Annotated in this window: 20 protein-coding genes and 1 CRISPR repeat array; of the genes, 14 read left to right on the forward strand and 6 right to left on the reverse strand. The window is 53.1% G+C overall.

Features of this window, described 5'->3' with window-relative positions; translation table 11 throughout:
• Positions 1-94: 94 nt before the first annotated feature.
• The 4 genes from ACLD11_RS06600 to queF form a co-directional block, all read right to left on the reverse strand.
• A complete protein-coding gene (locus ACLD11_RS06600) occupies positions 95-1,462 on the reverse strand; it encodes an L-serine ammonia-lyase (RefSeq protein WP_000626392.1) in 1,368 nt (455 codons plus the stop codon).
• A 58-nt stretch (positions 1,463-1,520) separates the two neighbouring features.
• Positions 1,521-2,810: an HAAAP family serine/threonine permease SdaC gene (gene sdaC, locus ACLD11_RS06605; RefSeq protein WP_000450462.1), complete on the reverse strand. Its 1,290-nt coding sequence runs from the start codon at positions 2,808-2,810 to the stop codon at positions 1,521-1,523.
• A gap of 564 nt (positions 2,811-3,374) precedes the next feature.
• A complete protein-coding gene (gene ppnN / locus ACLD11_RS06610; RefSeq protein WP_000627973.1) occupies positions 3,375-4,739 on the reverse strand; it encodes a nucleotide 5'-monophosphate nucleosidase PpnN in 1,365 nt (454 codons plus the stop codon).
• Between the two features lie 113 nt (positions 4,740-4,852).
• A complete protein-coding gene (queF, locus tag ACLD11_RS06615) occupies positions 4,853-5,701 on the reverse strand; it encodes an NADPH-dependent 7-cyano-7-deazaguanine reductase QueF (RefSeq protein ID WP_000100463.1) in 849 nt (282 codons plus the stop codon).
• 68 nt (positions 5,702-5,769) lie between these two features.
• On the opposite strand from queF, the gene syd reads away from it, so the two are divergent.
• From syd to ACLD11_RS06635, 4 genes are all read left to right on the forward strand, one after another.
• Positions 5,770-6,315, forward strand: a complete 546-nt coding sequence (gene syd, locus ACLD11_RS06620) for a SecY-interacting protein (protein ID WP_023215985.1) — start codon at positions 5,770-5,772, stop codon at positions 6,313-6,315.
• Positions 6,316-6,927: 612 nt separating this feature from the next.
• Positions 6,928-7,257 (forward strand): YqcC family protein, encoded by a 330-nt coding sequence (locus tag ACLD11_RS06625; RefSeq protein ID WP_000207010.1) that lies wholly within the window; start codon positions 6,928-6,930, stop codon positions 7,255-7,257.
• A complete protein-coding gene (gene truC / locus ACLD11_RS06630) occupies positions 7,257-8,039 on the forward strand; it encodes a tRNA pseudouridine(65) synthase TruC (protein WP_411014696.1) in 783 nt (260 codons plus the stop codon). Before ACLD11_RS06625 ends, truC begins: the two co-directional genes overlap by 1 nt.
• 18 nt (positions 8,040-8,057) lie before the next feature.
• A complete protein-coding gene (locus ACLD11_RS06635; protein ID WP_000807739.1) occupies positions 8,058-8,507 on the forward strand; it encodes a flavodoxin in 450 nt (149 codons plus the stop codon).
• 170 nt (positions 8,508-8,677) lie between these two features.
• On the opposite strand, the gene ACLD11_RS06640 is transcribed toward ACLD11_RS06635, so the two are convergent.
• Positions 8,678-8,908, reverse strand: coding sequence for a hypothetical protein (locus ACLD11_RS06640; RefSeq protein WP_109273339.1), 231 nt, complete (start codon positions 8,906-8,908; stop codon positions 8,678-8,680).
• A 79-nt stretch (positions 8,909-8,987) separates the two neighbouring features.
• Here ACLD11_RS06640 and gudP point away from each other — a divergent pair, with 79 nt between their 5' ends.
• The 4 genes from gudP (at position 8,988) to ACLD11_RS06660 (ending at position 14,264) form a co-directional block, all read left to right on the forward strand.
• Positions 8,988-10,346 (forward strand): galactarate/glucarate/glycerate transporter GudP, encoded by a 1,359-nt coding sequence (gudP, locus tag ACLD11_RS06645; RefSeq protein WP_411011954.1) that lies wholly within the window; start codon positions 8,988-8,990, stop codon positions 10,344-10,346.
• On the forward strand, positions 10,343-11,683 hold the full coding sequence (locus ACLD11_RS06650) for an enolase C-terminal domain-like protein (protein WP_080207570.1): 1,341 nt from the start codon (positions 10,343-10,345) through the stop codon (positions 11,681-11,683). Before gudP ends, ACLD11_RS06650 begins: the two co-directional genes overlap by 4 nt.
• A gap of 20 nt (positions 11,684-11,703) precedes the next feature.
• On the forward strand, positions 11,704-13,044 hold the full coding sequence (gene gudD, locus ACLD11_RS06655) for a glucarate dehydratase (RefSeq protein ID WP_000107113.1): 1,341 nt from the start codon (positions 11,704-11,706) through the stop codon (positions 13,042-13,044).
• A gap of 77 nt (positions 13,045-13,121) precedes the next feature.
• Positions 13,122-14,264, forward strand: a complete 1,143-nt coding sequence (locus tag ACLD11_RS06660; RefSeq protein ID WP_183058818.1) for a glycerate kinase — start codon at positions 13,122-13,124, stop codon at positions 14,262-14,264.
• A 43-nt stretch (positions 14,265-14,307) separates the two neighbouring features.
• Here the strand turns inward: ACLD11_RS06660 and barA are convergent, their stop codons facing one another.
• A complete protein-coding gene (gene barA / locus ACLD11_RS06665) occupies positions 14,308-17,064 on the reverse strand; it encodes a two-component sensor histidine kinase BarA (RefSeq protein ID WP_411014697.1) in 2,757 nt (918 codons plus the stop codon).
• Positions 17,065-17,121: 57 nt separating this feature from the next.
• Here barA and rlmD point away from each other — a divergent pair, with 57 nt between their 5' ends.
• The 6 genes from rlmD (at position 17,122) to queE (ending at position 25,622) form a co-directional block, all read left to right on the forward strand.
• Positions 17,122-18,417: a 23S rRNA (uracil(1939)-C(5))-methyltransferase RlmD gene (rlmD, locus tag ACLD11_RS06670; protein ID WP_411014698.1), complete on the forward strand. Its 1,296-nt coding sequence runs from the start codon at positions 17,122-17,124 to the stop codon at positions 18,415-18,417.
• A 51-nt stretch (positions 18,418-18,468) separates the two neighbouring features.
• A complete protein-coding gene (relA, locus tag ACLD11_RS06675; protein WP_411014699.1) occupies positions 18,469-20,703 on the forward strand; it encodes a GTP diphosphokinase in 2,235 nt (744 codons plus the stop codon).
• Positions 20,704-20,777: 74 nt separating this feature from the next.
• Positions 20,778-21,569 carry a nucleoside triphosphate pyrophosphohydrolase gene (gene mazG / locus ACLD11_RS06680; RefSeq protein ID WP_183058822.1) on the forward strand — a complete coding sequence of 264 codons (792 nt, stop codon included), beginning with the start codon at positions 20,778-20,780 and terminating at the stop codon, positions 21,567-21,569.
• Positions 21,570-21,796: 227 nt separating this feature from the next.
• Complete coding sequence (gene pyrG / locus ACLD11_RS06685; RefSeq protein ID WP_000210863.1) at positions 21,797-23,434, forward strand: glutamine hydrolyzing CTP synthase; 1,638 nt, start codon at positions 21,797-21,799, stop codon at positions 23,432-23,434.
• A gap of 82 nt (positions 23,435-23,516) precedes the next feature.
• A complete protein-coding gene (gene eno / locus ACLD11_RS06690; protein WP_411012370.1) occupies positions 23,517-24,815 on the forward strand; it encodes a phosphopyruvate hydratase in 1,299 nt (432 codons plus the stop codon).
• Positions 24,816-24,950: 135 nt separating this feature from the next.
• Positions 24,951-25,622, forward strand: coding sequence for a 7-carboxy-7-deazaguanine synthase QueE (gene queE / locus ACLD11_RS06695; RefSeq protein WP_001199961.1), 672 nt, complete (start codon positions 24,951-24,953; stop codon positions 25,620-25,622).
• A gap of 296 nt (positions 25,623-25,918) precedes the next feature.
• A CRISPR array of direct repeats spans positions 25,919-26,191; the repeat unit is 29 nt; unit sequence GTGTTCCCCGCGCCAGCGGGGATAAACCG.
• Positions 26,192-26,202: the final 11 nt, after the last annotated feature.

The following is a 26,202-nucleotide window of genomic DNA, read 5'->3' on the forward strand; positions in this document are numbered from 1 at the left end:
CCGTAGGCCTGATAAGCGAGGCGCCATCAGGCAACAAAAGCCGGATGGCGGCGAGCGCCTTATCCGGCCTACAGATCCTAAAATGTGCTGAGAATTAATCGCAGGTAACGATCTTCATCGCCAGGCCGCCGCGCGAAGTTTCGCGGTACTTAGCGTTCATGTCTTTACCGGTTTCGTACATGGTCTCAATCACTTTATCGAGGCATACGCGCGGTTCGCTGGTACGGCGCAGCGCCATACGCGCGGCGTTGACCGCTTTGACTGAAGCAATCGCGTTACGCTCAATGCAGGGAACCTGTACCTGACCGGCAACCGGATCGCAAGTTAACCCCAGATTATGCTCCATGGCGATTTCTGCGGCGATACACACCTGCGCCGGACTACCGCCCAGCAGCTCGGCCAGACCCGCTGCCGCCATGGAACAGGCCACGCCGACCTCTCCCTGACAACCCACTTCGGCGCCGGAAATAGAGGCGTTCATCTTATACAGCGAGCCAATCGCACTGGCGACCAGCATATAGCGAGCAAGCGAGTTAGCATTTACTTCGCGGATAAACTTGTCATAGTACGCCAGCACCGCCGGAACAATACCACATGCGCCGTTAGTCGGCGCAGTGACTACTCGTCCGCCTGCGGCATTCTCTTCGTTCACCGCCAGCGCGAACATATTGATCCAGTCGACGACCGCCATCGGATCGGTGGTGGTCTTATCCTGACTGACCAGCACCCGACGCAGCGCCGCCGCGCGACGCGGAACGCGCAGTTTGCCCGGCAATACGCCCTCGGTGGTGATACCGCGCTCAATACCGCTGCGCATCACCTCCCAGACCCTGGCGAAGTGCTGCTCCAGCGCTTCTTTACTGTGCAGGGCCAGTTCGTTTTGCATCATCAGACCGGAGAGCGACAGACCCGTCTCCTGGCAGTGGCGCTGTAAATCCGCGGCGGTTTTATAAGGGTACGGTACGTTAACGGGTTCGCTATTCGTCAAACCAAAGTGCTCTTCATCGACGATAAAGCCGCCGCCAATGGAGTAGTAGGTTTGGCTGTAGAGCACCTTATCGCCCGCCAGCGCGGTAATACGCATCCCGTTTTCATGCAGAGACAGGTTGTCGGCGTGGAAATTCATGCACTTATTGACCGGAAATTCGACTTCATGCTGCCCATTAGCCAGTAGTAAACGCCCATGGGTGTTCACATCCTGGATAAAGGACGGAATGGCGTCGATATCGACGGTGTCCGGCAGATTCCCCGCCAGGCCCATAATAATGGCGATATCAGTGTGGTGGCCTTTACCCGTCAATGACAGAGAGCCGTAGACATCCACCACGACGCGGGTGACATCTGTAAGGATATGGCGGGCAATCAGATCGTCCGTGAACTGCTTGCCTGCTTTCATTGGTCCGACGGTGTGAGAACTGGAAGGGCCAATGCCGATTTTAAAAATATCGAATACGCTAATCATAGGGCATCCATTGCGGTTGTATCATAGAGAAGCGCCGCGGTAAGCGGCGCTAAAGGACTTAGCTGAACAGTGAGTAGAAAATAGCGGAGATGGCAATCAGGCCCATAATCACAACGAATACGTTGCTGATATGACCGCTGTACTTACGCATTGCCGGTACTTTCTGGATGGCATACATCGGCATCAGGAACAGAATCATCGCGATGATCGGGCCGCCCAGGGTTTCAATCATGCCCAGGATGCTGGGGTTCAGCGTCGCCACAATCCAGGTGGTGACCAGCATGAACAGCGCGGTAATTTTATTCAGTTTGTTGATTTCGATGGATTTACCTTTACCACGCAGCGATTTAATCACCATCCCGTTAAAGCCTTCACGCGCGCCCAGGTAGTGGCCGAGGAAGGATTTGGTGATAGCAATCATCGCAATGATCGGCGCCATCCAGGCGATGATCGGCGCGTTAAAGTGGTTTGCCAGGTAAGACAGAATAGAGATGTTCTGCTCTTTTGCCGCTGCCAGATCTGCCGGCGTCAGGCTCAGCACGCAGCTGAAGACGAAGAACATCACGGTCAGCACCATCATGATGTGGGCGAAGGCCAGAATTTTAGAACATTTCTTCTCTGCGCCTTCACCGTACTCTTCACGCTTCGCAACCGCGAAGGAGGAGATGATCGGGGAGTGGTTGAAAGAGAAAACCATCACCGGAATCGCCAGCCACAGCGTCATCCACAGACCGTTACCGGTAGACGCGGCGGAATCAAAGGACAGCGTTTCCAGCGCCGCGCCGTTCCACTGCGGGATCAGGTACAAGGCCAGCAGCATCAGCGCAGCGACGAACGGGAATACCAGGATACTCATCGCCTTAACGATCATTTGCTCGCCGAAGCGCACGATAGTCATCATGCCAACAATCAGGATCAGGGAAAGAATCGCCCGCGGCGGCGGATTAATCGCTAACTGGTGGGTCAGGAAGCTTTCCACGGTATTAGTAATCGCCACGCTGTAAACCAGCAGGATGGGGTAAATCGCGAAGAAGTAAAGCAGGGTAATCAGTTTACCTGCGCCGATACCGAAGTGTTCCTCAACGACTTCAGTGATGTCTTCACCCGGGTTTTTACCGGACAGCACGAAGCGGGTTAAACCACGGTGTGCGAAAAAGGTCATCGGGAAAGCGAGAATCGCCATGATGATGAGCGGAATCATGCCGCCGACGCCTGCGTTGATCGGCAGGAACAGAACGCCCGCGCCGATTGCCGTGCCGTAAAGGCCCAGCATCCACATGGTATCCGTTTTGCGCCATGCGCTTCGAGAGTCAATCGAAGCAATCGTGCTGGTCTGAGTGGTTTCCATCTATTTCTCCTGGAGGATGCTAAAAATCAGGTTGCTGGTCTAATCCAATGAAAAAAGACCTGATCGTAAAATGAAATCTGCTTAGGGACGCTTTTTATATAATTTTTCGCCGTAATAATTTTCGGGCGGAAAGATACATTTAAGTGATGAATCTATCAGTGATCCCGATCTCAAATGCAATAATCCGCTTCTTACATGGATAAATTTGGACCATTAATCTATTAAAAAAACGTCATAACGAATTTCCGGGCGCGAAGGCTACCATTAACGATATAAGGCCGGAAAGATTGGGGCGCAAGATACGGAGGTTTGACTATAAAAATCAAGGTTTTTAGTGGATTCTGGCGAAGAATAAGAGTTTGGACCGATAAATCACGGTAAGAGGAGTGAAGTAAACGTTTGCCTGGCAATCTATTTATGATGAATTATAAATGGTGTTTATAAAACAATGCGGGCTATGCCTCTGATGATCATCATAAAAAATGAAGGCATGCGTTAATTGCCATACCGCAATGAAAGGAATGGGAGAAGCGCCCGGCTGCTGGCGGCAACCGGGCATAAGCGCTAAGCGCAGATCTCGTAACAGGGGATGTAGGCGGAACCCGGCAATTTCATACGATGCTGCGCGACGAATCCCTGCAGCAGATCGTCCATGCGACGCATCATCTCTCGATCGCCGTGGATTTTATACGGACCATTAGCTTCAATGGCGCGTATCCCGACCTCCTTCACGTTCCCCGCGACAATACCGGAGAAGGCGCGCCGCAGATCCGCCGCCAGAATCTCAACCGGCTGATCCGGGTACAGTTTCAGGTTGGCCATATTCTCATGCGACGGTTCAAACGGTACCTGCAGATCCGGTGCAATACGCATCGACCAGTTAAAACTATAGGCGTCGCCGGTATCGCGGCGATTCTCTTTCACTTGCGGCATCGCTTTCTTCATCAGCCGCGCTACCTCCGCCGCATCGTCAATGATGATGCGGTAATGACGGCGGGCCGCTTCGCCCAGCGTATGGGTAATAAATTCATCCAGCACGCGGAAGTAATCGGCGCTCTCTTTTGGTCCGGTCAGGATCAGCGGCAGCACCTGATTTTTATTGGCTGGATTCATCAGAATCCCCAGCAAGTAAAGCAGCTCTTCCGCCGTACCCACGCCGCCCGGGAAGATGATGATACCGTGTGCGATACGGACGAACGCTTCCAGGCGTTTTTCGATATCCGGCATGATGATCAGTTCGTTCACCAGCGGGTTAGGCGGTTCAGCCGCAATAATGGAAGGCTCAGTCATGCCGATAAAGCGGCTGTCTTTATAACGCTGTTGCGCGTGACCGACCGCCGCGCCCTTCATGGGGGCTTCCATCGCCCCAGGGCCGCAGCCGGTGCAGATGTTCAGCTCGCGTAATCCCAACTGCGTGCCGACGCGACGGGCATACAGGTACTCGTTTTCGTTAATTGAGTGGCCGCCCCAGCATACCACCATGTTTGGCGCTTCGCCGACGTGCAGCGCCCGGGCGTTGCGCAAAATGGAGAACACCAGATTGGTGATATGTGTTGAGCTTTCAAGATCCAGATGCTGGAAACGGCCGGCATTGTGGATCTGCCCATTCACAAAGAGAATGTCGCGCAGCACCGCGAACAGGTTAGCCTGTAGCGCACGAATAATCCGCCCGTCAACAAAGGCGTCTTCAGGCGGATTAATCAATTCCAGCTTCACGCCGCGCTCGCGGCGCAGTACGTTAATATCGAAATTTTCAAAGCGGGACAGCAGCTCTTTGCTGTTGTCGGTCAGGCTGCCGGAGTTAAGAACGGCAAGTGAACAGTTACGAAACAGTTGATACAGGTCGCTACTGGCCGTGCGTTTCAGCATGTCCACTTCCAGTTGCGACAACATATCCATTGAGCCAAGCGGGCTAATATGTGTAATCAAGTAAACTCCTTATGGGACGCAACACGCCATTCCCTGTTGATTACAATAGCCCTGGCTGATGACCTTTCACAACCTTACATGCGCAATCCGGCACGCAAAATTGACAAAAAAAATTACTGTCGCGCCAGCCTGCCTGTGGCGGGCACGAAATCGGTATTGCTGCGCCAGGGATTAATGTCCAGCCCGCCGCGGCGGGTATAGCGCGCATAAACGCTTAACGTTTCCGGCTGGCAGAAGCGCAGAATGTCATTAAAAATACGCTCTACGCACTGCTCGTGAAATTCATTATGGTGACGGAAGGAGACCAGATAACGCAGCAGTTTTTCCCTGTCGATTTTGCGCCCGCGATACTGAATTTGTATCGAGCCCCAGTCCGGTTGGTGGGTGATCAGGCAGTTGGATTTCAACAGATGACTGACCAGCGTCTCCTCTACTTGCTTCTCGCCGCTGACCGCATGTTGCAGATAGTCGGTAGTAAACTGGTAGTTGTCGATACTGATATCCTGATCGTCAATACAGGTGCCGTGGAAATGGGCGACAGGCTGTCCTTCCAGCTCATCAAGACGATGAAGCCTCACGCTAACGTTGCCCTGCGCGCAGGCGCGCAGATCGCGCTCCAGCGTCTGGCGCACCGTCTCCCAGGTGTCAAAGCGCGTCTGGTTAAAGCTGTTCAGATACAGTTTAAAGCTTTTGGATTCGATTAAATTAACGCTGGTGTAATCCAGTTCGACATGCCCGACGGCGACCTGCGGAAGACCCTGGCTGTTAAGCCAGGAAAGTTCATACAACGTCCAGATATCCGCGCCGTGGAACGGCAAATTATCGGCTGTTAATCCGAGCGGGTCGCGATTCAAACTGCGCGGTACGCCCTGCAGCAGGCTGGCGTCATAATTGTCCCGGTAATCCGTTGATTTTCCGAGAGTCAGGCCATCGAGAGCCTGATGGTTTTCATAAGAAGACATGTTTCACCGTCATAAACCAGATACACTATGCGTCAAGTGTATCCTGGCTTTTATGAAGAGAGAAACTGGTGGACGAACTGACAGCGCAGGCGTTAAAAGCCTTTACGACGCGTTACTGCGACGCGTGGCAAGAAAAACACGGTAGCTGGCCGTTGAGCGAAGAACTGTATGGCGTACCTTCTCCGTGCATTATTTCTTCAACCCGCAATGCCGTTTACTGGCAGCCGCAACCTTTTGAAGGCGAAGAAAATGTAAACGCGGTTGAACGCGCCTTTGATATTATGGTACAACCTGCGCTCCACGCGTTTTACACCACGCAGTTTGCTGGCGACATGCCAGCGCAGTTTGCGGATGAAAAGCTTACGCTACTGCAAACCTGGAGTCAGGATGACTTTCGGCGCGTGCAGGAAAATCTGATAGGCCATCTGGTCACGCAAAAGCGGCTCAAGCTTCCTCCCACGCTTTTTATTGCGACGCAGGAAAATGAGCTTGAGGTCATTTCGGTCTGTAATCTGTCCGGCGAAGTGATTAAAGAAACGCTGGGCACCCGCAATCGTACCGTTCTTGCCGCAACGCTTGCGGAATTTCTTACGCAACTTAATCCTCTTCTGTAATCGTTTGCCCTAACGGGTGTGAGAGATCTCTTACAAAGTCTGTAGGAGATCGCCAGGATATCAGCGGGTACTGAGTCCCGTCTTTTTGTATAAGTCCATATAAAACAACCTATTAAAATGTTCTTACGCACTTTCATATGAAAATTTACTTAAGGTATTGTCTGTAAGCGTCTTGTAAGACAAGGTGAAACAGGCGATTCTATCTTCGTCGACAGGGAGTCGTACAACGAAGCGAACGTCAGGATGATGACGCTTCAGCAGGACACGCCAGGATGGTGTTACAAGGAAAGGCTTCAGGATGAAGCAAAGTGGAAAGCGCAGGATGCGTTAAAGGACACCTCCAGGACGGAGAACGAGAGCCGATCAGGATGTTTGGCGGGTCTGGATGACCAGGGACGCTTCAGGATGAAGCTATCACATCGGGGCGATGTGCGCAGGATGCAAACGTTCAGGATGAACAGGCCGTAAGGTCACAGGAAAAGTTGTCACGGATGAGCAGGGAGCATGAAAAGTAGCTGGAATGCTGCGAAACGAACCGGGAGCACTGTTTACACAGTGCTCCCTTTTTTTTGTTATTCTGCGCGCCAGATTTTCATCATTGAGGTTTTTAACATGACGACTCATGACCGTGTGCGTCAGCAGTTACATGCGCTTGAAACGCTGCTGCGCGAGCATCGCCACTGGCGGCTGGATGCGCCGCAGGCGCACCTGTTTACCAGCACTCAACCATTTTTTATGGATACCATGGAACCGCTGGAATGGCTGCAATGGGTATTGATCCCACGTATGCATACCCTACTTGATAATGCGCAGCCGCTGCCCGAAGCGTTCGCCGTCGCCCCTTATTATGAAATGGCGCTGGCGGCGGATCATCCGCAGCGGGAGGCGATCCTGGCGGTTTTGCAGGATCTGGATGCGCTATTCGTTCGCGATAAATCCTGATGCTGGAGATCCTCTATCAAGACCCGTGGCTGGTTGCCGTGAATAAACCCGCAGGCTGGCTTGTTCACCGGAGCTGGCTGGATCGCGACGAAAAAGTCGTGGTCATGCAAACGGTGCGCGACCAAATCGGCCAGCATGTTTTTACCGCCCACCGTCTCGACAGACCCACGTCTGGCGTACTGTTAATGGGGCTGTCCAGCGAAGCGGGGCGCCGCCTGGCGCAGCAGTTCGAGCAGCACCACATCCGTAAACGCTACCATGCCATTGTGCGCGGCTGGCTGATGGATGACGCAGTACTGGATTATCCGCTGGTGGAAGAGCGCGATAAAATTGCCGATAAATTCGCCCGCGAAGATAAAGCGCCCCAGCCGGCTGTAACGCAGTATCGCGGACTGGCGACAGTCGAAATGGCGGTGCCGACCGGGCGTTATCCCACCACGCGTTATGGCCTGGTTGAGCTGGAACCAAAAACGGGACGCAAGCACCAGCTCCGTCGTCATCTGGCGCATCTGCGTCATCCTATCATCGGCGACAGTAAACATGGCGATTTGCGACAAAACCGCAGCGCGGCGGAGCATTTTGCCTGTCGTCGCCTGATGCTTCATGCCAGCCGGCTTGAACTGACGCACCCCTTCACCGGACAGCCGTTGATGATTCAGGCCGGGTTGGATGAAACCTGGATGCAGGCGCTGACACAGTTTGGCTGGCGTGGACTTCTCCCTGACAATGAAAGGGTTGAGTTTACGGTGGCGTCCCGGCAGGATGAGACTCATCAGGCATAATTCAGGGAGATACGCATAATGGCGGAAATTGGTATTTTTGTCGGGACCATGTATGGCAACTCACTGCTGGTGGCGGAAGAAGCGGAGGCGATCCTCGCCAGACAGGGCCACAGCGCGACCGTGTTTGAAGATCCTGAACTGTCCGACTGGCAGCAATATCAGGATAAGGTAGCGCTGGTCGTTACCTCGACGACCGGGCAGGGCGATCTACCGGATAGCATTGCGCCGCTCTTTCACGGCATTAAAGATACAGTAGGTTTTCAACCAAACCTGCGTTACGGGGTGATTGCGCTAGGTGATAGCAGCTACCCCAATTTCTGTAATGGCGGCAAACAGTTTGATGCCCTGTTGCAGGAGCAAAGCGCGCAGCGGGTGGGGGAGATGTTATTCATTGACGCCAGCGAACATCCGGAGCCGGAGAGCCAGTCCAATCCCTGGGTTGAAAACTGGGGAACTTTACTTTCCTGAGGTAAATCCCTCCCCCCTACGGGAGGGTACCTTTTCGTTTGCTTGCATTGCCAGTAAGCAAATAACGACCTGTACGCAGTGTAAAGTAACTGAATCGTGTTAGCTTTGTGCATATGCCCGTAAAAGCGGCAGTTTTTTACGGGCGTTTTCATGTAATCAAGCGACCTGTTTCACATTCTTCTCTTTTTATTCCTCCTGCGTTGACGCCTGACGCCTTCTGATTTCATTTCCGTGAAGTGGCTTCCACTGTCCTGGGCTTTTGCCATAAACAGGCGTAATTCATCGCCAAAATACTGTGTTGTTGCACGGTGAGTGTGTGTGGCGCGCTTTTTATACTTTTCCTGCCAGTGAATAAAAGCATGCAGCGTGCAAAGCAAACGACCTAATAAAAGCTGCAACAAGGAAACGTTATCTCTGATTCCCTACCGGTTGTGCAGTTCAGAGTGAGCGTAGCTAACGCGAAATTTCAGGAGTGCAACAATGAGTTCATTAAGTCATGCGGCGAGCAGTGCGGAGAAACGCACGAACGCCCGCTATTGGATAGTGGTGATGCTGTTTATCGTCACATCCTTCAACTACGGCGACCGCGCCACATTGTCCATTGCCGGTTCAGAAATGGCCAAAGATATCGGCCTTGATCCGGTAGGCATGGGCTACGTCTTTTCTGCTTTTTCATGGGCCTATGTTATCGGGCAGATCCCGGGCGGTTGGCTGCTGGACCGCTTTGGTTCCAAACGCGTCTATTTCTGGTCTATTTTCATTTGGTCAGTCTTCACCCTGTTGCAGGGTTTTGTCGATACCTTTAGTGGTTTCGGCATTATTGTCGCCCTCTTTACGCTTCGTTTCCTGGTCGGTCTGGCGGAATCGCCTTCTTTTCCGGGCAACAGTCGCATCGTTGCGGCCTGGTTCCCGGCGCAGGAGAGGGGAACGGCGGTGGCCATCTTTAACTCCGCGCAATACTTTGCCACGGTTATTTTCGCGCCAATTATGGGCTGGCTGACGCACGAAGTGGGCTGGTCGCATGTCTTCTTCTTTATGGGCGGGTTAGGGATCATCATCAGCTTTATCTGGATGAAAGTTATCCATGAACCAAATAACCATCCGGGCGTAAATAAGAAAGAATTGGAGTACATCGCAGAAGGCGGCGCGCTGATCAATATGGATCAGAAAGACACGAAAGCGAAAGTACCGTTTAGCGTCAAATGGGGCCAGATCAAACAGCTGCTGGGCTCTCGTATGATGATTGGCGTTTACATCGGCCAGTACTGCATTAACGCATTGACCTATTTCTTTATTACCTGGTTCCCGGTCTATTTGGTCCAGGCGCGCGGCATGTCGATTCTCAAAGCGGGTTTTGTCGCCTCGGTTCCTGCGGTCTGCGGCTTTATCGGCGGCGTGTTGGGCGGCATCATTTCCGACTGGCTGATGCGTCGTACTGGCTCCCTGAATATCGCGCGCAAGACGCCGATTGTGCTGGGGATGTTGCTGTCAATGGTTATGGTGTTCTGTAACTATGTGAACGTGGAATGGATGATCATCGGCTTTATGGCGTTGGCTTTCTTCGGTAAAGGTATCGGCGCGTTGGGCTGGGCAGTAATGGCGGATACCGCGCCGAAAGAGATCAGCGGTCTTTCCGGCGGCTTGTTTAATATGTTCGGCAATATTTCCGGTATTGTGACGCCAATCGCGATTGGTTACATCGTTGGCACCACCGGTTCCTTCAACGGCGCGTTGATCTATGTCGGCGTTCATGCCCTGGTGGCCATTATCAGCTATCTGGTGCTGGTAGGCGATATTAAGCGTATTGAACTGAAACCTGCCGCAGGACAATTATCATGACAACGCAATCCAGTCCCGTTATTACGGACATGAAGGTCATTCCGGTTGCCGGACATGACAGTATGTTACTCAACATCGGCGGCGCGCATAACGCCTGGTTCACCCGTAACATCGTCGTCCTCACCGATAACGCCGGGCATACTGGCGTCGGCGAGGCGCCGGGCGGAGAAGTGATTTATCAGACGCTGGTCGATGCTATTCCGATGGTATTAGGCCAGGAAGTCGCCCGCCTGAACAAAGTGGTGCAGCAGGTGCATAAAGGCAACCAGGCCGCTGATTTTGACACCTTTGGTAAAGGCGCATGGACGTTTGAACTGCGGGTTAACGCGGTGGCAGCTTTGGAAGCGGCGCTGCTTGATCTACTGGGACAGGCGCTTAATGTGCCGGTCTGTGAGCTGTTAGGACCTGGTAAACAGCGCGATGCCGTCACCGTGTTGGGCTATCTCTTCTATATTGGCGATCGCACTAAAACCGATCTGCCGTATCTGGAAAGCACGCCGGGCAGTCATGAATGGTATCGCCTGCGCCATCAGGAAGCGCTGAACAGCGACGCAGTCGTGCGGCTGGCGGAAGCGTCTCAGGATCGCTACGGCTTTAAAGATTTTAAACTTAAGGGCGGCGTGCTGCCGGGCGAACAAGAGATTGATACCGTTCGCGCGCTAAAAAAACGCTTCCCGGACGCGCGTATTACCGTAGATCCGAACGGCGCCTGGCTACTGGATGAAGCCATTGCGTTGTGCAAAGGGCTGAATGATGTACTGGCCTACGCGGAAGATCCGTGTGGCGCGGAGCAAGGATTCTCTGGTCGTGAGGTCATGGCGGAGTTCCGCCGCGCTACAGGACTGCCGGTGGCGACCAATATGATTGCCACCAACTGGCGTGAAATGGGACACGCGGTGATGCTCAACGCGGTAGACATTCCTCTTGCCGACCCGCATTTTTGGACTCTCACCGGCGCCGTTCGCGTGGCGCAACTGTGCGATGACTGGGGGCTAACCTGGGGCTGCCATTCGAATAACCATTTTGATATTTCACTGGCGATGTTTACCCATGTTGGCGCGGCGGCGCCAGGCAAACCCACCGCTATTGATACGCACTGGATCTGGCAGGAGGGCGATTGCCGCCTGACTAAAAATCCGCTGGAAATTAAAAACGGCAAAATTGCCGTTCCGGATGCGCCAGGACTGGGCGTGGAGCTTGACTGGGAACAGGTGCGAAAAGCGCATGACGCGTATAAAACGCTGCCAGGTGGCGCGCGTAATGATGCAGGCCCAATGCAATACCTGATCCCCGGCTGGACTTTTGACCGCAAACGCCCTGTTTTTGGTCGTCACTAATTCTGAATAAGGACACAGTTATGAGTACTCAATTTACGACGCCTGTAGTGACTGAAATGCAGGTTATCCCGGTTGCGGGTCATGACAGTATGCTGATGAACCTGAGCGGCGCGCACGCCCCGTTCTTTACGCGCAACATCGTCATTATTAAAGATAACTCCGGTCATACCGGGGTTGGCGAGATTCCGGGCGGCGAAAAAATTCGCAAAACGCTGGAAGATGCGATCCCATTGGTGGTGGGAAAAACGCTGGGTGAATATAAAAATGTCCTGACCGCCGTTCGCAACCAGTTTGCCGATCGCGATGCGGGCGGACGCGGTTTACAAACGTTCGATCTCCGTACCACTATCCATGTGGTGACTGGCATTGAAGCGGCAATGCTTGACCTTTTGGGCCAACACCTGGGCGTCAACGTCGCTTCGCTGTTAGGCGACGGTCAGCAGCGCAGCGAAGTCGAAATGCTGGGTTATCTGTTCTTTGTCGGCAATCGCAAGGCTACGCCGCTGCCGTATCAGAGCCAGCCGGATGAGCAATGCGACTGGTATCGTCTGCGCCATGAAGAGGCGATGACGCCGGAAACGGTAGTGCGCCTGGCGGAAGCCGCCTATGAAAAATACGGCTTCAACGACTTCAAACTGAAAGGCGGCGTGCTGGCGGGCGAAGAAGAGGCCGAGTCAATCGTGGCGCTGGCGAAACGTTTCCCACAAGCGCGCGTCACGCTCGATCCAAACGGTGCCTGGTCGCTGAACGAAGCGATCAGCATTGGTAAATACCTGAAAGGTTCTCTGGCCTATGCAGAAGATCCGTGCGGCGCGGAGCAGGGTTTTTCCGGACGTGAAGTGATGGCGGAATTCCGTCGCGCGACCGGATTACCGACGGCCACCAATATGATAGCGACCGACTGGCGTCAAATGGGGCATACGCTGTCGCTGCAATCCGTCGATATCCCGCTGGCGGACCCGCACTTCTGGACTATGCAAGGCTCTGTACGCGTGGCGCAAATGTGTCATGAGTTCGGTCTGACCTGGGGCTCGCACTCTAACAACCACTTTGATATTTCGTTGGCGATGTTTACCCATGTTGCCGCGGCGGCGCCGGGTAAGATCACCGCGATCGATACCCACTGGATCTGGCAGGAAGGCAACCAACGTCTGACTAAAGAACCGTTTGAAATTAAAGGCGGCATGGTGCAAGTACCGACCAAACCGGGTCTGGGCGTTGAGCTCGATATGGATCAGGTGATGAAAGCGCATGAGCTCTATCAAAAACATGGCTTAGGCGCGCGTGACGACGCGATGGGAATGCAGTACTTAATTCCTGGCTGGACGTTTGATAATAAGCGCCCTTGCATGGTGCGTTAAGTCAGAGCCGGTTCCGTAAGGAACCGGTCCTTCTCTGGGTGTATGCTTAACAGGATCAACATGCGTAAGGACGACTTATGAAAATAGTGATCGCACCAGACTCGTATAAGGAAAGTTTGAGTGCTCTTGAGGTAGCGACCGCCATTGAACAAGGATTTCGCGAGATCTGGCCTGATGCCGATTACCTGAAATTGCCGCTGGCTGATGGCGGAGAAGGTACTGTCGAAGCGATGGTTGAAGCGACGGCGGGTCGAATCGTGCATGTTGAGGTCACCGGGCCGTTGGGGCATCGCGTCAATGCGTTTTATGGGCTTTCCGGCGATGCGCGTTCCGCGTTCATTGAAATGGCGGCCGCCAGCGGGCTGGAGCAGGTGCCGCCCGCGCAACGCGATCCGTTGAAGACCACATCATGGGGAACCGGCGAGCTGATCCGTCATGCGCTGGATGCGGGCGTTGAGCATATCATTATTGGTATCGGCGGTAGCGCCACCAACGATGGCGGCGCGGGGATGGTACAGGCGCTGGGGGCCAGGCTACGGGATGCGCAGGGCAATGATATTGCGCAAGGCGGCATTGGGCTGGAAACACTCGCCAGCATTGATATCAGCGGTCTGGATAAGCGTTTGTCGGCGTGTCATATAGAGGTTGCCTGCGATGTCACGAATCCCCTTACCGGCAAAGAGGGCGCGTCTGCGGTTTTTGGTCCGCAAAAAGGGGCGACGCCGGAAATGATTGAACGCCTGGATACGGCATTGACTCGCTATGCGCATTTGATTGCCCGCGATCTGCATGTCGATGTGTTGGATCTGGCAGGCGGCGGAGCGGCAGGCGGCATGGGGGCGGCGTTATACGCGTTTTGCGGCGCGCAGCTACGGCGTGGTATTGAAATTGTCACCGATGCGCTTCATCTGGAAGCGTGTCTTGCGGATGCTGATTTAGTCATCACTGGCGAGGGACGCATCGACAGCCAGACCATTCACGGTAAAGTCCCTATTGGCGTGGCAAACATCGCCAAACAGCATAACAAACCGGTAATTGGTATAGCGGGTAGCCTGACGGCTGACGTTGGCGTGGTTCATGAACATGGGCTTGATGCTGTTTTCAGCGTGATTTATACCATCTGCACGCTGGAGGATGCGCTGGAGAATGCCGCCGAAAATGTGCGTATGACGGCGCGAAACGTGGCCGCCACGCTGAAGATAGGGCAACTTTTACGCTGAGTTGTAGGCCGGATAAGGCGGTCACGCCGCCATCCGGCGAATATCAGCCCAATATTTTCTTCGCTTCACGCGCGACATTATCCATCTCATCCAGCAGCTCCAGAAACTCAGGCTCCAGCTCCTCTTCGTGGACGCCGCTGCGGAGCTGTTGCTCAATAAGCTGGCAAAGGTTCTTCATCCGCGGTACGCCGCTATAGCCGCAGCTCCCGTGTAGCTTATGGACCAGATCGACCAGACCGTTGGGATTTTCTCCCACCAGTTGTTCTTCAATTTTGTTGCGCACTTCCGGCAGGAAATCAATCAGCATTTGCAGCATATCCCGCGCCAGATCGGGCTTACCGGCAGCCTGGCGGAGCGCAAGCTGCCAGTCGAGCGTCGCATTCGGATTGAAGATAAACTCAGCCGGTTCCGGCGCCATCAGACGCGCTGCTACGTTGGCGCCGGGTTTATAGCGCAGCAACAGATTATGCAACTTCTCTTCTTCTATCGGTTTAGCCAGATAGTCGTTCATGCCCGCGCTGAGCAACTTCTCTTTTTGCCCGGCCATCGCATGTGCCGTAACGGCAATAACCGGTGTTTGCTGCTGATGAGGAAGCTGGTGAATCAACTCGCAGGCGCGTATGCCGTCCATATCCGGCATCTGGATATCCATCAAAATCAGATCAAACTGCATTTGTTTCGCCCGATCTACCGCCTGATGTCCGCTATCACAAAGCTCTACGTGCTGGACTTTATCTTCCAGTAACGCGCCGATAAGTTTCAGATTGGCGGGATTATCATCAACCGCCATAACCGTCATGGCGATTTTACTGGTATCCATTAGCAGCGGTTCAGGATGGTGATTCAACTGGCAATATTCCGTCAGCGCTGGCAACAGACGCGTTGACGTCAATGGTTTTAACAGACAGGCCGCCGCGCCTCCTTGTTTCAGCTTTTCTGCGTTAATTTGCGCATGGCAAGGTAGCGCCAGCAGTAGAAAGTTCGTCATTGACGCCGCTTTCGCCAGACGTTCATGCTGCATGGTGAGCGGCTCGCGGAAGGTCACCGGAACGCTCAAAATCATAATATCGTAGTGCGCTAACGGCAGCGCGGAGAAGGTCGGGCTGTAAATCACTTCCACCGGCGTGTCGCTCAGCAGATCCAGGGTACATTGCGCGGCGGTAGCATTCGGTTCGACATAAGCCAGCCGTTTTCCGGCCAGACACTCGGTCGACGGCCCGTCAATAATGACATTTGGGTTAAGATCAAGATTAATATGAAACCAGAAGGTTGAGCCGCGATTAGGCTGACTGTGGAAAGAGATATCCCCGCCCATTTCGTTGACCAGCTTTTGCGTAATCACCAGCCCAAGCCCGGTGCCGCCGTGACGGCGAGAAATACTGGCATCGGCCTGGCGAAACGCCTGAAATAGTCGCGACTGGTCGCGTTCCGGAATGCCGATCCCCGTATCGCGGATCTGCACTTCAATCTGTACTTTGGTGTTACTGAGCGCCCGCTTTTCTACCAGAATATCGATATTGCCACTCTCGGTGAACTTAATGGCATTACCCACCAGATTAGTAATGACCTGTTGCAGGCGCAGCGGGTCGCCAATCACATTATCCGGGACGTCGTTTTTAATATTTAACGTCAACTCCAGCCCTTTATCATGCGACGAGTGGGCCAGCAGCGTAACCACTTCATCCAGCGTGTTGCGCAGTGGAAAAGGGATACTTTCCAGAATGAGCTTACCAGCTTCCAGCTTGGAGAAGTCGAGCACGTCATTAATGATCGCCAGCAGATTATTCGCGGAACGCTCAATGGTGTTCAGATGGTCGCGTTGGGTGGGGTTCAGCTCCGTTTTTAATGTCAGGCGGGTAAAGCCAATGACGCCGTTCAGCGGCGTTCGCAGTTCGTGCGACATGTTCGCCAGGAACTCCGACTTAATACGCGCCGCTTCCTGGGCACGCTTTTTCGCCAGATCCAGCTCAACGTTTTGGATTTCCATCTGCTCAAGGGTTTCACGCAGGTCCGAGGTGGCCTGATCGATATTATGCTGCATCTCTTCGTGATAGGCGGCAAGCGACATCGCCATGGAATTAATGCCGTTTTTCAGCATATCCAGTTCGCCCAGCATGAAACCTTCCACACGGCTATCCAGTTGTCCGCGGCGAATGCGGTCAACGGTATTCACCATATTACGGATAGGTCCGGTGACATCGCGCATAAGCCGCCAGCCAAAGATTAACGCAATGCCAATACAAAAAAGCATCATCACGCTGGAGATAAAAATCTCTTTGTATTGCTGTAGCCTTACCGACTTGAGATCCAGTTCAAGCGCCACATATCCCAGCATATTTTTGGTATTTTTCGCGTCGGCAATCGCTGACTCGTCCGGCGAATAGCTCTCCGAGATAATCGGGGTGCGCAGAATCATGATATCGCCGTGGCGATCGACGCTCAGACGACGTGGAAACGGCGCTCCGGCGGGAAGCTGCATCTGTGAGGGGTCCAGATGGAAATTAGACGTTACAAACAGACGGTTATGATCGTCATAAACGGAAATCGCCCGCACAATATCAGAGTGTCTGCGGTGCAGGACGCTGATAAGTTGGCCGATAGACTCCCGGTTTTGTAAGTTCATACCATATTCGCTGGAGACGGCGAGCGGTTCAATAATACTGGCGCCGGCATCTTCCAGTTGACGCTGCAGGTCGTTATAGCGGTGCACTACAAAAAAGATACTGAGCAGCAAACCTATCAGGACGGTCGGGGCCAGGATCAGAATCATCATGCGTGCGCGCAGGCTGTAGTTGGTCATGGAGTTCCGTTATGGGACAATTAGGGTCACACTGTTAAATTGAGAAAAAGCTGGTCGATGGCGCAATTCTACTCTGCAAAACGGCGCGTGACGACGCGTCAGATCATAACCGTTAAAGTCAGTGACCTCGATTCATTTGGTCAGGGCGTAGCCCGTCATAACGGAAAGGCGCTGTTTATCCCCGGTTTATTGCCTGAGGAAAGCGCAGAAGTCATTCTTACAGAAGATAAAAAGCAATTTGCCCGCGCACGCGTTTCGCGCCGTTTGAATGATAGCCCGGAACGAGAAACGCCGCGCTGCCCGCATTTTGGCGTCTGCGGCGGTTGTCAGCAACAGCATGTCAGCATCGCCCTGCAACAACGCAGCAAAAGCGCGGCGCTGGCGCGTTTGATGAAACACGAGGTGAATGACATCATCGCCGGCGCGCCCTGGGGTTATCGGCGTCGTGCGCGGTTAAGTCTGAATTGCCCGCCGGATAAACCGCTGCAAATGGGATTTCGCAAAGCGGGTTCCAGCGATATCGTCAATATCGAACAGTGCCCCGTTTTGGCGCCCCAGCTTGCAGCATTGCTGCCCCGAATCAGGGCGTGTCTGGCGAGTTTACACGGCACCCGACATCTTGGGCATGTCGAGCTGGTACAGGCGGGAAGCGGTACGCTGATGATTCTGCGCCATACCGCGCCATTAAGTGCGGCGGATAAAGAAAAACTGGAACGCTTTTCGCATTCTGAGGGATTGTCTCTGTTTCTGGCGCCGTTTAGCGAGATACTGGAAACGGTATCTGGCGAAGCGCCCTGGTATGATTCGCACGGCTTACGTTTAGCCTTCAGTCCGCGAGACTTTATTCAGGTTAATGAGGCGGTAAACCAGCAAATGGTCGCCCGCGCGCTGGAGTGGCTTGATGTGCGCGCCGAGGATCGTGTCCTGGATCTGTTCTGCGGAATGGGGAATTTTACGCTGCCGCTGGCAACGCGCGCGGCAAGCGTGGTAGGGGTTGAGGGCGTTCCGGCACTGGTAGAAAAAGGCCGTGAAAACGCCATCCGCAATGGTTTACATAATGTGACATTCTTCCATGAGAACCTGGAGGAAGATGTCACGAAGCAGCCGTGGGCGAAAAACGGCTTTGACAAAGTCTTACTCGATCCTGCGCGTGCGGGGGCTACAGGAGTGATGCGACATATAATAAAATTAAAACCTATTCGCATTGTTTATGTATCCTGTAACCCGGCGACGCTGGCGCGCGATAGTGAAGCGCTGGTCAATGCGGGATATGAGGTTACGCGTTTAGCGATGCTCGACATGTTCCCGCACACAGGACATCTGGAATCAATGGTTCTGTTCGAGCGCATGTAATGATTACCGGCTTACCGACTTCGGTAGGCCTGGTCCCTTAAGGAGAGGACGATGGTCGCGGTAAGAAGTGCACATATTAATAAAGCTGGTGAATTTGATCCGAAGAAGTGGATCGCAAGCCTGGGAATTTCCAGCCAGCAGTCGTGTGAGCGCTTAGCCGAAACCTGGGCGTATTGCCTGCAACAGACACAAGGACATCCGGATGCGGATCTGTTGCTGTGGCGTGGCGTGGAGATGGTAGAAATTCTTTCCACGCTGAGTATGGATATCGACACGCTGCGGGCGGCGCTACTGTTCCCTCTGGCCGACGCCAACGTAGTCAGCGAAGATGTGCTGCGCGAAAGCGTCGGCAAATCTATCGTTACCCTGATTCATGGCGTGCGCGATATGGCGGCGATCCGCCAGTTAAACGCCACTCATAACGACTCTGTTTCTTCGGAGCAGGTTGATAACGTCCGTCGAATGTTATTGGCGATGGTGGATGATTTCCGTTGCGTGGTGATCAAACTGGCCGAGCGAATCGCTCATTTGCGCGAAGTGAAAGAGGCGCCGGAAGATGAGCGCGTGCTGGCGGCGAAAGAATGTACCAACATCTATGCGCCGCTCGCTAATCGTCTGGGCATCGGGCAACTGAAGTGGGAACTGGAAGACTACTGTTTCCGCTACCTGCATCCGGCGGAATACAAACGCATCGCCAAACTGCTGCATGAGCGCCGTCTCGATCGCGAACATTACATCGAAGAGTTTGTTGGACATCTGCGCGCCGAAATGAAAAACGAAGGCGTGCAGGCGGAAGTCTACGGACGACCAAAACATATTTATAGCATCTGGCGCAAAATGCAGAAAAAGCATCTGGCGTTTGATGAACTCTTTGACGTGCGCGCCGTGCGTATCGTCGCTGAACGTCTGCAGGACTGCTACGCCGCGTTGGGGATAGTGCATACGCACTATCGCCACCTGCCGGATGAATTCGATGATTATGTCGCTAACCCGAAACCGAACGGTTACCAGTCTATCCACACCGTGGTCCTGGGGCCGGGCGGTAAAACCGTTGAGATCCAGATCCGTACCAAACAGATGCATGAAGACGCCGAACTGGGCGTGGCGGCGCACTGGAAGTATAAAGAAGGCGCCGCGTCCGGCGGCGTGCGTTCCGGCCATGAAGACAGAATTGCGTGGCTGCGTAAGCTGATCGCCTGGCAGGAAGAGATGGCCGACTCCGGCGAAATGCTGGATGAAGTGCGCAGCCAGGTGTTTGACGATCGGGTCTACGTTTTTACGCCAAAAGGCGACGTGGTTGACTTGCCTGCCGGATCTACGCCGCTCGATTTTGCTTACCACATCCACAGCGATGTCGGGCACCGCTGCATCGGCGCGAAAATCGGCGGCCGTATTGTGCCATTCACCTATCAGTTGCAGATGGGCGATCAGATTGAAATTATCACTCAGAAGCAGCCGAATCCCAGCCGCGACTGGCTGAATCCAAACCTGGGCTATGTGACGACCAGCCGCGGACGCTCGAAAATTCACGCCTGGTTCCGCAAGCAGGATCGTGACAAAAATATCCTGGCTGGACGGCAGATCCTCGACGATGAGCTGGCGCATTTAGGGATTAGCCTGAAAGAGGCCGAGAAACATCTGCTGCCGCGCTACAACTTTAATGAGCTGGAAGAGTTGCTGGCGGCGATAGGCGGCGGCGATATCCGTCTTAATCAGATGGTGAATTTCCTGCAATCGCAGTTCAATAAGCCGAGTGCAGAGGAGCAGGATGCAGCGGCGCTGAAACAGCTTCAGCAAAAAACATACGTGCCGCAAAATCGTCGTAAAGACGACGGGCGCGTGGTGGTAGAAGGCGTGGGTAATTTGATGCACCACATTGCCCGCTGCTGCCAGCCGATTCCGGGGGATGAAATTGTCGGCTTCATTACTCAGGGGCGGGGGATTTCCGTGCACCGTGCCGATTGTGAACAGTTAGCTGAACTGCGCTCACATGCGCCGGAGCGGATCGTAGAGGCGGTATGGGGCGAAAGCTACTCGGCGGGATATTCGCTGGTGGTGCGCGTCCAGGCCAACGATCGCAGCGGTTTATTGCGTGATATCACCACCATTCTGGCTAACGAAAAAGTCAACGTGCTGGGCGTCGCAAGCCGCAGCGACATTAAACAGCAGATCGCCACCATTGATATGACCATCGAGATCTATAACCTGCAGGTGCTGGGCCGCGTGCTCGGTAAGCTGAACCAGGTGCCGGATGTGATTGATGCCCGTCGTTTGCACGGGAATTAATAACGTGTACGCCATCTGGCGTTTTTCGCCCGATGGCGCGTTGCTCATTGGGCCTATGTTTTCAGGATATTTTAATGAATCAAATTGACCGTCTGCTGAATATCATGCAGCGCCTGCGTGACCCGGAAAACGGTTGCCCGTGGGATAAAGAGCAGACCTTCGCCAGCATCGCGCCTTATACGCTGGAAGAAACCTATGAAGTACTGGATGCAATTGCGCGTGAGGATTTTGACGATTTGCGCGGCGAACTGGGCGACCTGTTGTTCCAGGTAGTGTTTTACGCGCAGATGGCGCAGGAAGAAGGCCGCTTCGATTTTAATGATATCTGCGCTGCCATCAGCGACAAGCTTGAACGCCGGCATCCGCATGTTTTTGGCGAGCTTTCTGCGGATAATAGCGAAGAAGTCTTAGTTCGCTGGGAGCAAATCAAAACGGAAGAGCGCGCGCAAAAAGCGCAGCATTCCGCTCTGGACGATATTCCGCGCAGCTTACCGGCCTTAATGCGCGCGCAAAAAATCCAGAAACGGTGCTCAAACGTGGGCTTTGACTGGACGACGCTGGGACCGGTCGTCGATAAGGTCTATGAAGAGATCGATGAGGTGATGTTCGAGGCGCGGCAGGCGGTTGTTGATCAGGCTAAACTGGAAGAGGAAATGGGCGATTTGCTCTTTGCCACGGTCAACATGGCGCGTCATTTAGGTACGAAAGCGGAGCTCGCTTTGCAAAAAGCGAACGATAAATTTGAACGTCGTTTTCGCGAAGTTGAACGTATTGTCGCCGCCAGAGGCCTGGAAATGACCGGGGTGGACCTGGAAACAATGGAAGAAGTTTGGCAGGAAGTAAAACGCCAGGAAATTGATCTCTAAAGGTTTTAGGCGGTCAAGAGCGATTTGTGTGATTTTTTAAATAACAAGCGCTTGATTTACGTCAAAAACATTTACCTCAAAGGGGCTATTTTCTCCCTCCCTGTGTGAATGTCAGCCTGACGAAGAGGAGGAATAATGAAAGTTTGTGGCGTAGGTCATGTTCGGGTATACTGCTTTCCCGTCCTGGTTATTCCATCGTCTTTTAAACCTAACTTCTCAGGTTCCGCATGACAACGAACTATATTTTTGTGACCGGCGGGGTCGTATCCTCTCTGGGTAAAGGCATTGCCGCAGCCTCCCTCGCAGCCATTCTGGAAGCCCGTGGTCTCAACGTGACCATCATGAAACTGGATCCGTACATCAACGTCGATCCGGGTACTATGAGCCCAATCCAACACGGGGAAGTGTTCGTTACTGAAGACGGCGCTGAAACCGACCTGGACCTGGGGCACTACGAGCGTTTCATCCGCACCAAGATGTCTCGCCGCAACAACTTCACGACTGGCCGTATCTACTCCGACGTTCTGCGTAAAGAACGCCGTGGCGACTATCTGGGCGCAACCGTACAGGTAATCCCTCACATCACTAACGCGATTAAAGAGCGCGTGCTGGAAGGCGGCGAAGGCCACGATGTGGTACTGGTGGAAATCGGCGGTACCGTCGGTGATATCGAATCGCTGCCGTTTCTTGAGGCGATTCGTCAATTGGCGGTAGATATCGGTCGTGAACACGCGCTGTTTATGCACCTGACGCTGGTACCTTACCTGGCGGCTGCGGGCGAAGTGAAAACTAAACCGACTCAGCACTCCGTGAAAGAGCTGCTGTCTATCGGTATTCAGCCCGATATTCTGATTTGTCGTTCCGATCGCGCGGTTCCTGCCAACGAGCGTGCAAAAATTGCATTGTTCTGTAATGTGCCGGAAAAAGCCGTTATTTCAATGAAAGATGTCGATTCCATTTATAAAATTCCGGGCCTGTTGAAATCTCAGGGGCTTGATGATTATATTTGTAAACGATTCAGCTTGAACTGTCCGGAAGCAAACCTGTCTGAATGGGAACAGGTCATTTACGAAGAAGCGAACCCGGCAGGCGAAGTGACTATCGGCATGGTCGGCAAATATATTGAACTGCCGGATGCCTATAAGTCAGTGATCGAAGCGCTGAAACACGGTGGTCTGAAAAACCGCGTTACCGTCAACATCAAATTGATCGATTCGCAAGATGTTGAAACGCGCGGCGTCGAAATTCTGAAAGATTTGGACGCTATCCTGATCCCCGGCGGCTTCGGCTATCGTGGCGTTGAAGGTAAAATCGCCACTGCGCGCTATGCGCGTGAAAACAATATTCCTTATCTGGGCATTTGCCTGGGGATGCAGGTTGCGTTGATTGAGTTCGCTCGTAACGTGGCCGGCATGGACAACGCCAACTCAACGGAATTTGTGCCAGACTGTAAGTACCCGGTTGTGGCGTTAATTACCGAGTGGCGCGATGAAGACGGTAACGTTGAAGTCCGTAGCGAGAAGAGCGATTTGGGTGGCACCATGCGCCTGGGCGCGCAGCAGTGCCAGCTTAGCGATGACAGTCTGGTACGTCAGTTGTACGGCGCGTCGACGATTGTTGAACGTCATCGCCATCGTTACGAAGTCAACAATATGTTGTTGAAACAAATTGAAGCAGCGGGTCTGCGTGTCGCAGGCCGTTCCGGTGATGATCAGTTAGTCGAGATCATTGAGGTACCGAATCATCCGTGGTTCGTGGCCTGTCAGTTCCATCCGGAATTTACTTCCACGCCGCGTGATGGACATCCGTTGTTCGCTGGCTTTGTTAAAGCCGCCAACGAGCATCAGAAACGTCAGGCGAAGTAAAAAAGTTAGAACGGCGGTGCACCCTCAGCGGTGCACCGTTTGTCTGAAGTTTTAGTTTAACTAGTGACTTGAGGAAAACCTAATGTCCAAAATCGTTAAAGTCATCGGTCGTGAAATCATCGACTCCCGTGGTAACCCGACTGTTGAAGCTGAAGTACACCTGGAAGGTGGTTTCGTAGGTATGGCGGCGGCTCCGTCAGGTGCTTCTACTGGTTCCCGCGAAGCGCTGGAACTGCGCGATGGCGACAAATCCCGTTTCCTGGGTAAAGGCGTAACCAAAGCTGTTGGCGCGGTTAACGGCCCGATCGCTCAGGCTATTCTTGGCAAAGACGCTAAAGACCAGGCTGGCATCGACAAAATCATGATCGACCTGGACGGTACTGAAAACAAATCTAACTTCGGTGCAAACGCTATTCTGGCTGTCTCTCTGGCTAACGCCAAAGCAGCTGCTGCCGCTAAAGGTATGCCGCTGTACGAGCACATTGCTGAACTGAACGGCACTCCGGGCAAATACTCCATGCCGGTTCCGATGATGAACATCATCAACGGCGGCGAGCACGCTGACAACAACGTCGACATCCAGGAATTCATGATCCAGCCGGTTGGCGCGAAAACGGTTAAAGAAGCCATCCGTATGGGTTCTGAAGTTTTCCATCACCTGGCAAAAGTGCTGAAAGGCAAAGGCATGAACACCGCGGTGGGTGACGAAGGCGGCTATGCGCCGAACCTGGGCTCCAACGCGGAAGCACTGGCTGTTATCGCTGAAGCGGTTAAAGCGGCTGGTTACGAGCTGGGTAAAGACATCACCCTGGCGATGGACTGCGCAGCATCTGAATTCTACAAAGACGGTAAATACGTTCTGGCTGGCGAAGGCAACAAAGCGTTCACCTCCGAAGAATTCACCCACTTCCTGGAAGAACTGACCAAACAGTACCCGATCGTTTCCATCGAAGATGGTCTGGACGAGTCTGATTGGGACGGTTTTGCATACCAGACCAAAGTACTGGGCGACAAAATCCAGCTGGTTGGTGACGACCTGTTCGTAACCAACACCAAAATCCTGAAAGAAGGCATCGAGAAAGGCATCGCTAACTCCATCCTGATCAAATTCAACCAGATCGGTTCTCTGACCGAAACTCTGGCTGCGGTCAAAATGGCGAAAGACGCTGGCTACACTGCTGTCATCTCTCACCGTTCTGGTGAAACTGAAGACGCTACCATTGCTGACCTGGCTGTTGGTACCGCTGCAGGCCAGATCAAAACCGGTTCTATGAGCCGTTCTGACCGTGTTGCTAAATACAACCAGCTGATTCGTATCGAAGAAGCTCTGGGCGAAAAAGCACCGTACAACGGTCGTAAAGAGATCAAAGGCCAGGCGTAATCCTGCTTTTACCTCTTAACGTATAAACCCGCTTCGGCGGGTTTTTTTGTATCGGTTCAATAGCGCAGCCGCTGTGCATGACCGGGCAGACGAAATCTGCAATAATTAACGATTATCCCCTTAACAGAGAACGCTATGCAGTACCCGATTAACGAGATGTTCCAGACCCTACAAGGCGAGGGTTATTTTACCGGCGTCCCCGCTATTTTTATTCGTTTACAGGGATGTCCGGTCGGCTGTGCCTGGTGTGATACTAAGCATACCTGGGATAAACTGAGCGATCGGGAAGTGTCTCTGTTCAGCATTCTGGCAAAAACCAAAGAGAGCGACAAATGGGGTGCTGCGAGCAGTGAAGATCTGCTGGCGGTGATTAATCGTCAGGGCTATACCGCGCGTCACGTTGTCATCACCGGTGGCGAACCCTGTATTCACGACCTCATGCCGCTCACCGATCTGCTTGAAAAGAGTGGTTTTAGTTGTCAGATTGAAACCAGCGGGACGCACGAAGTGCGCTGTACGCCTAACACCTGGGTAACGGTTTCACCAAAAGTGAATATGCGCGGGGGATATGACGTGCTTTCCCAGGCGCTGGAGCGCGCCAATGAAATCAAGCATCCCGTTGGGCGAGTTCGTGATATTGAGGCGCTGGATGAACTGTTAGCCACGTTGAGCGATGATAAACCGCGCGTGATTGCTTTGCAGCCCATTAGCCAGAAAGAAGACGCGACGCGTCTGTGTATTGAAACTTGTATTGCACGTAACTGGCGACTGTCTATGCAAACGCATAAATATTTAAATATCGCCTGATGCGCTATCAATTTTACGGACGGCCTGCCGATGCCGTCTGTGACTCATCCATTACCTTGCATTGTTTATTTTCTCTATGCGAATTTCGATGAGTGTATAAAAGCGCTGATAAATTTTTCCATAGCGATGCACGGATCACGCTATTTTGGTAAATTTAAAGAAAAAATCATTCTATGAACTTTTTTGCATCAAAATCAGTAAATTAGCTGTTCTTTAATAATTTAAATTGTTGCAATTATGTTGGTAGAATGTGGTGCTGATAAAAAGTATTTTATAAACAATGGCATACGTTTAGTGTGTTCCCCGCGCCAGCGGGGATAAACCGAATTGATACAACGGGCAAATTTGCATGGAATGGTGTTCCCCGCGCCAGCGGGGATAAACCGCGTCGGTGTCTGGGGTTTCAGTGAAATCGTCTGTGTTCCCCGCGCCAGCGGGGATAAACCGGTGGAATAGCTGAATATCAACAATGGATTTTAGTGTTCCCCGCGCCAGCGGGGATAAACCGTTTATGCATGGTGCAGTCTCCGTGAGGACTTTGTGTTCCCCGCGCCAGCGGGGATAAACCGTCAACTCAATA

Origin of the sequence: Salmonella sp. 741265116_PST (assembly GCF_046567715.1) — a bacterium.
GTDB lineage: Bacteria > Pseudomonadota > Gammaproteobacteria > Enterobacterales > Enterobacteriaceae > Salmonella > Salmonella enterica.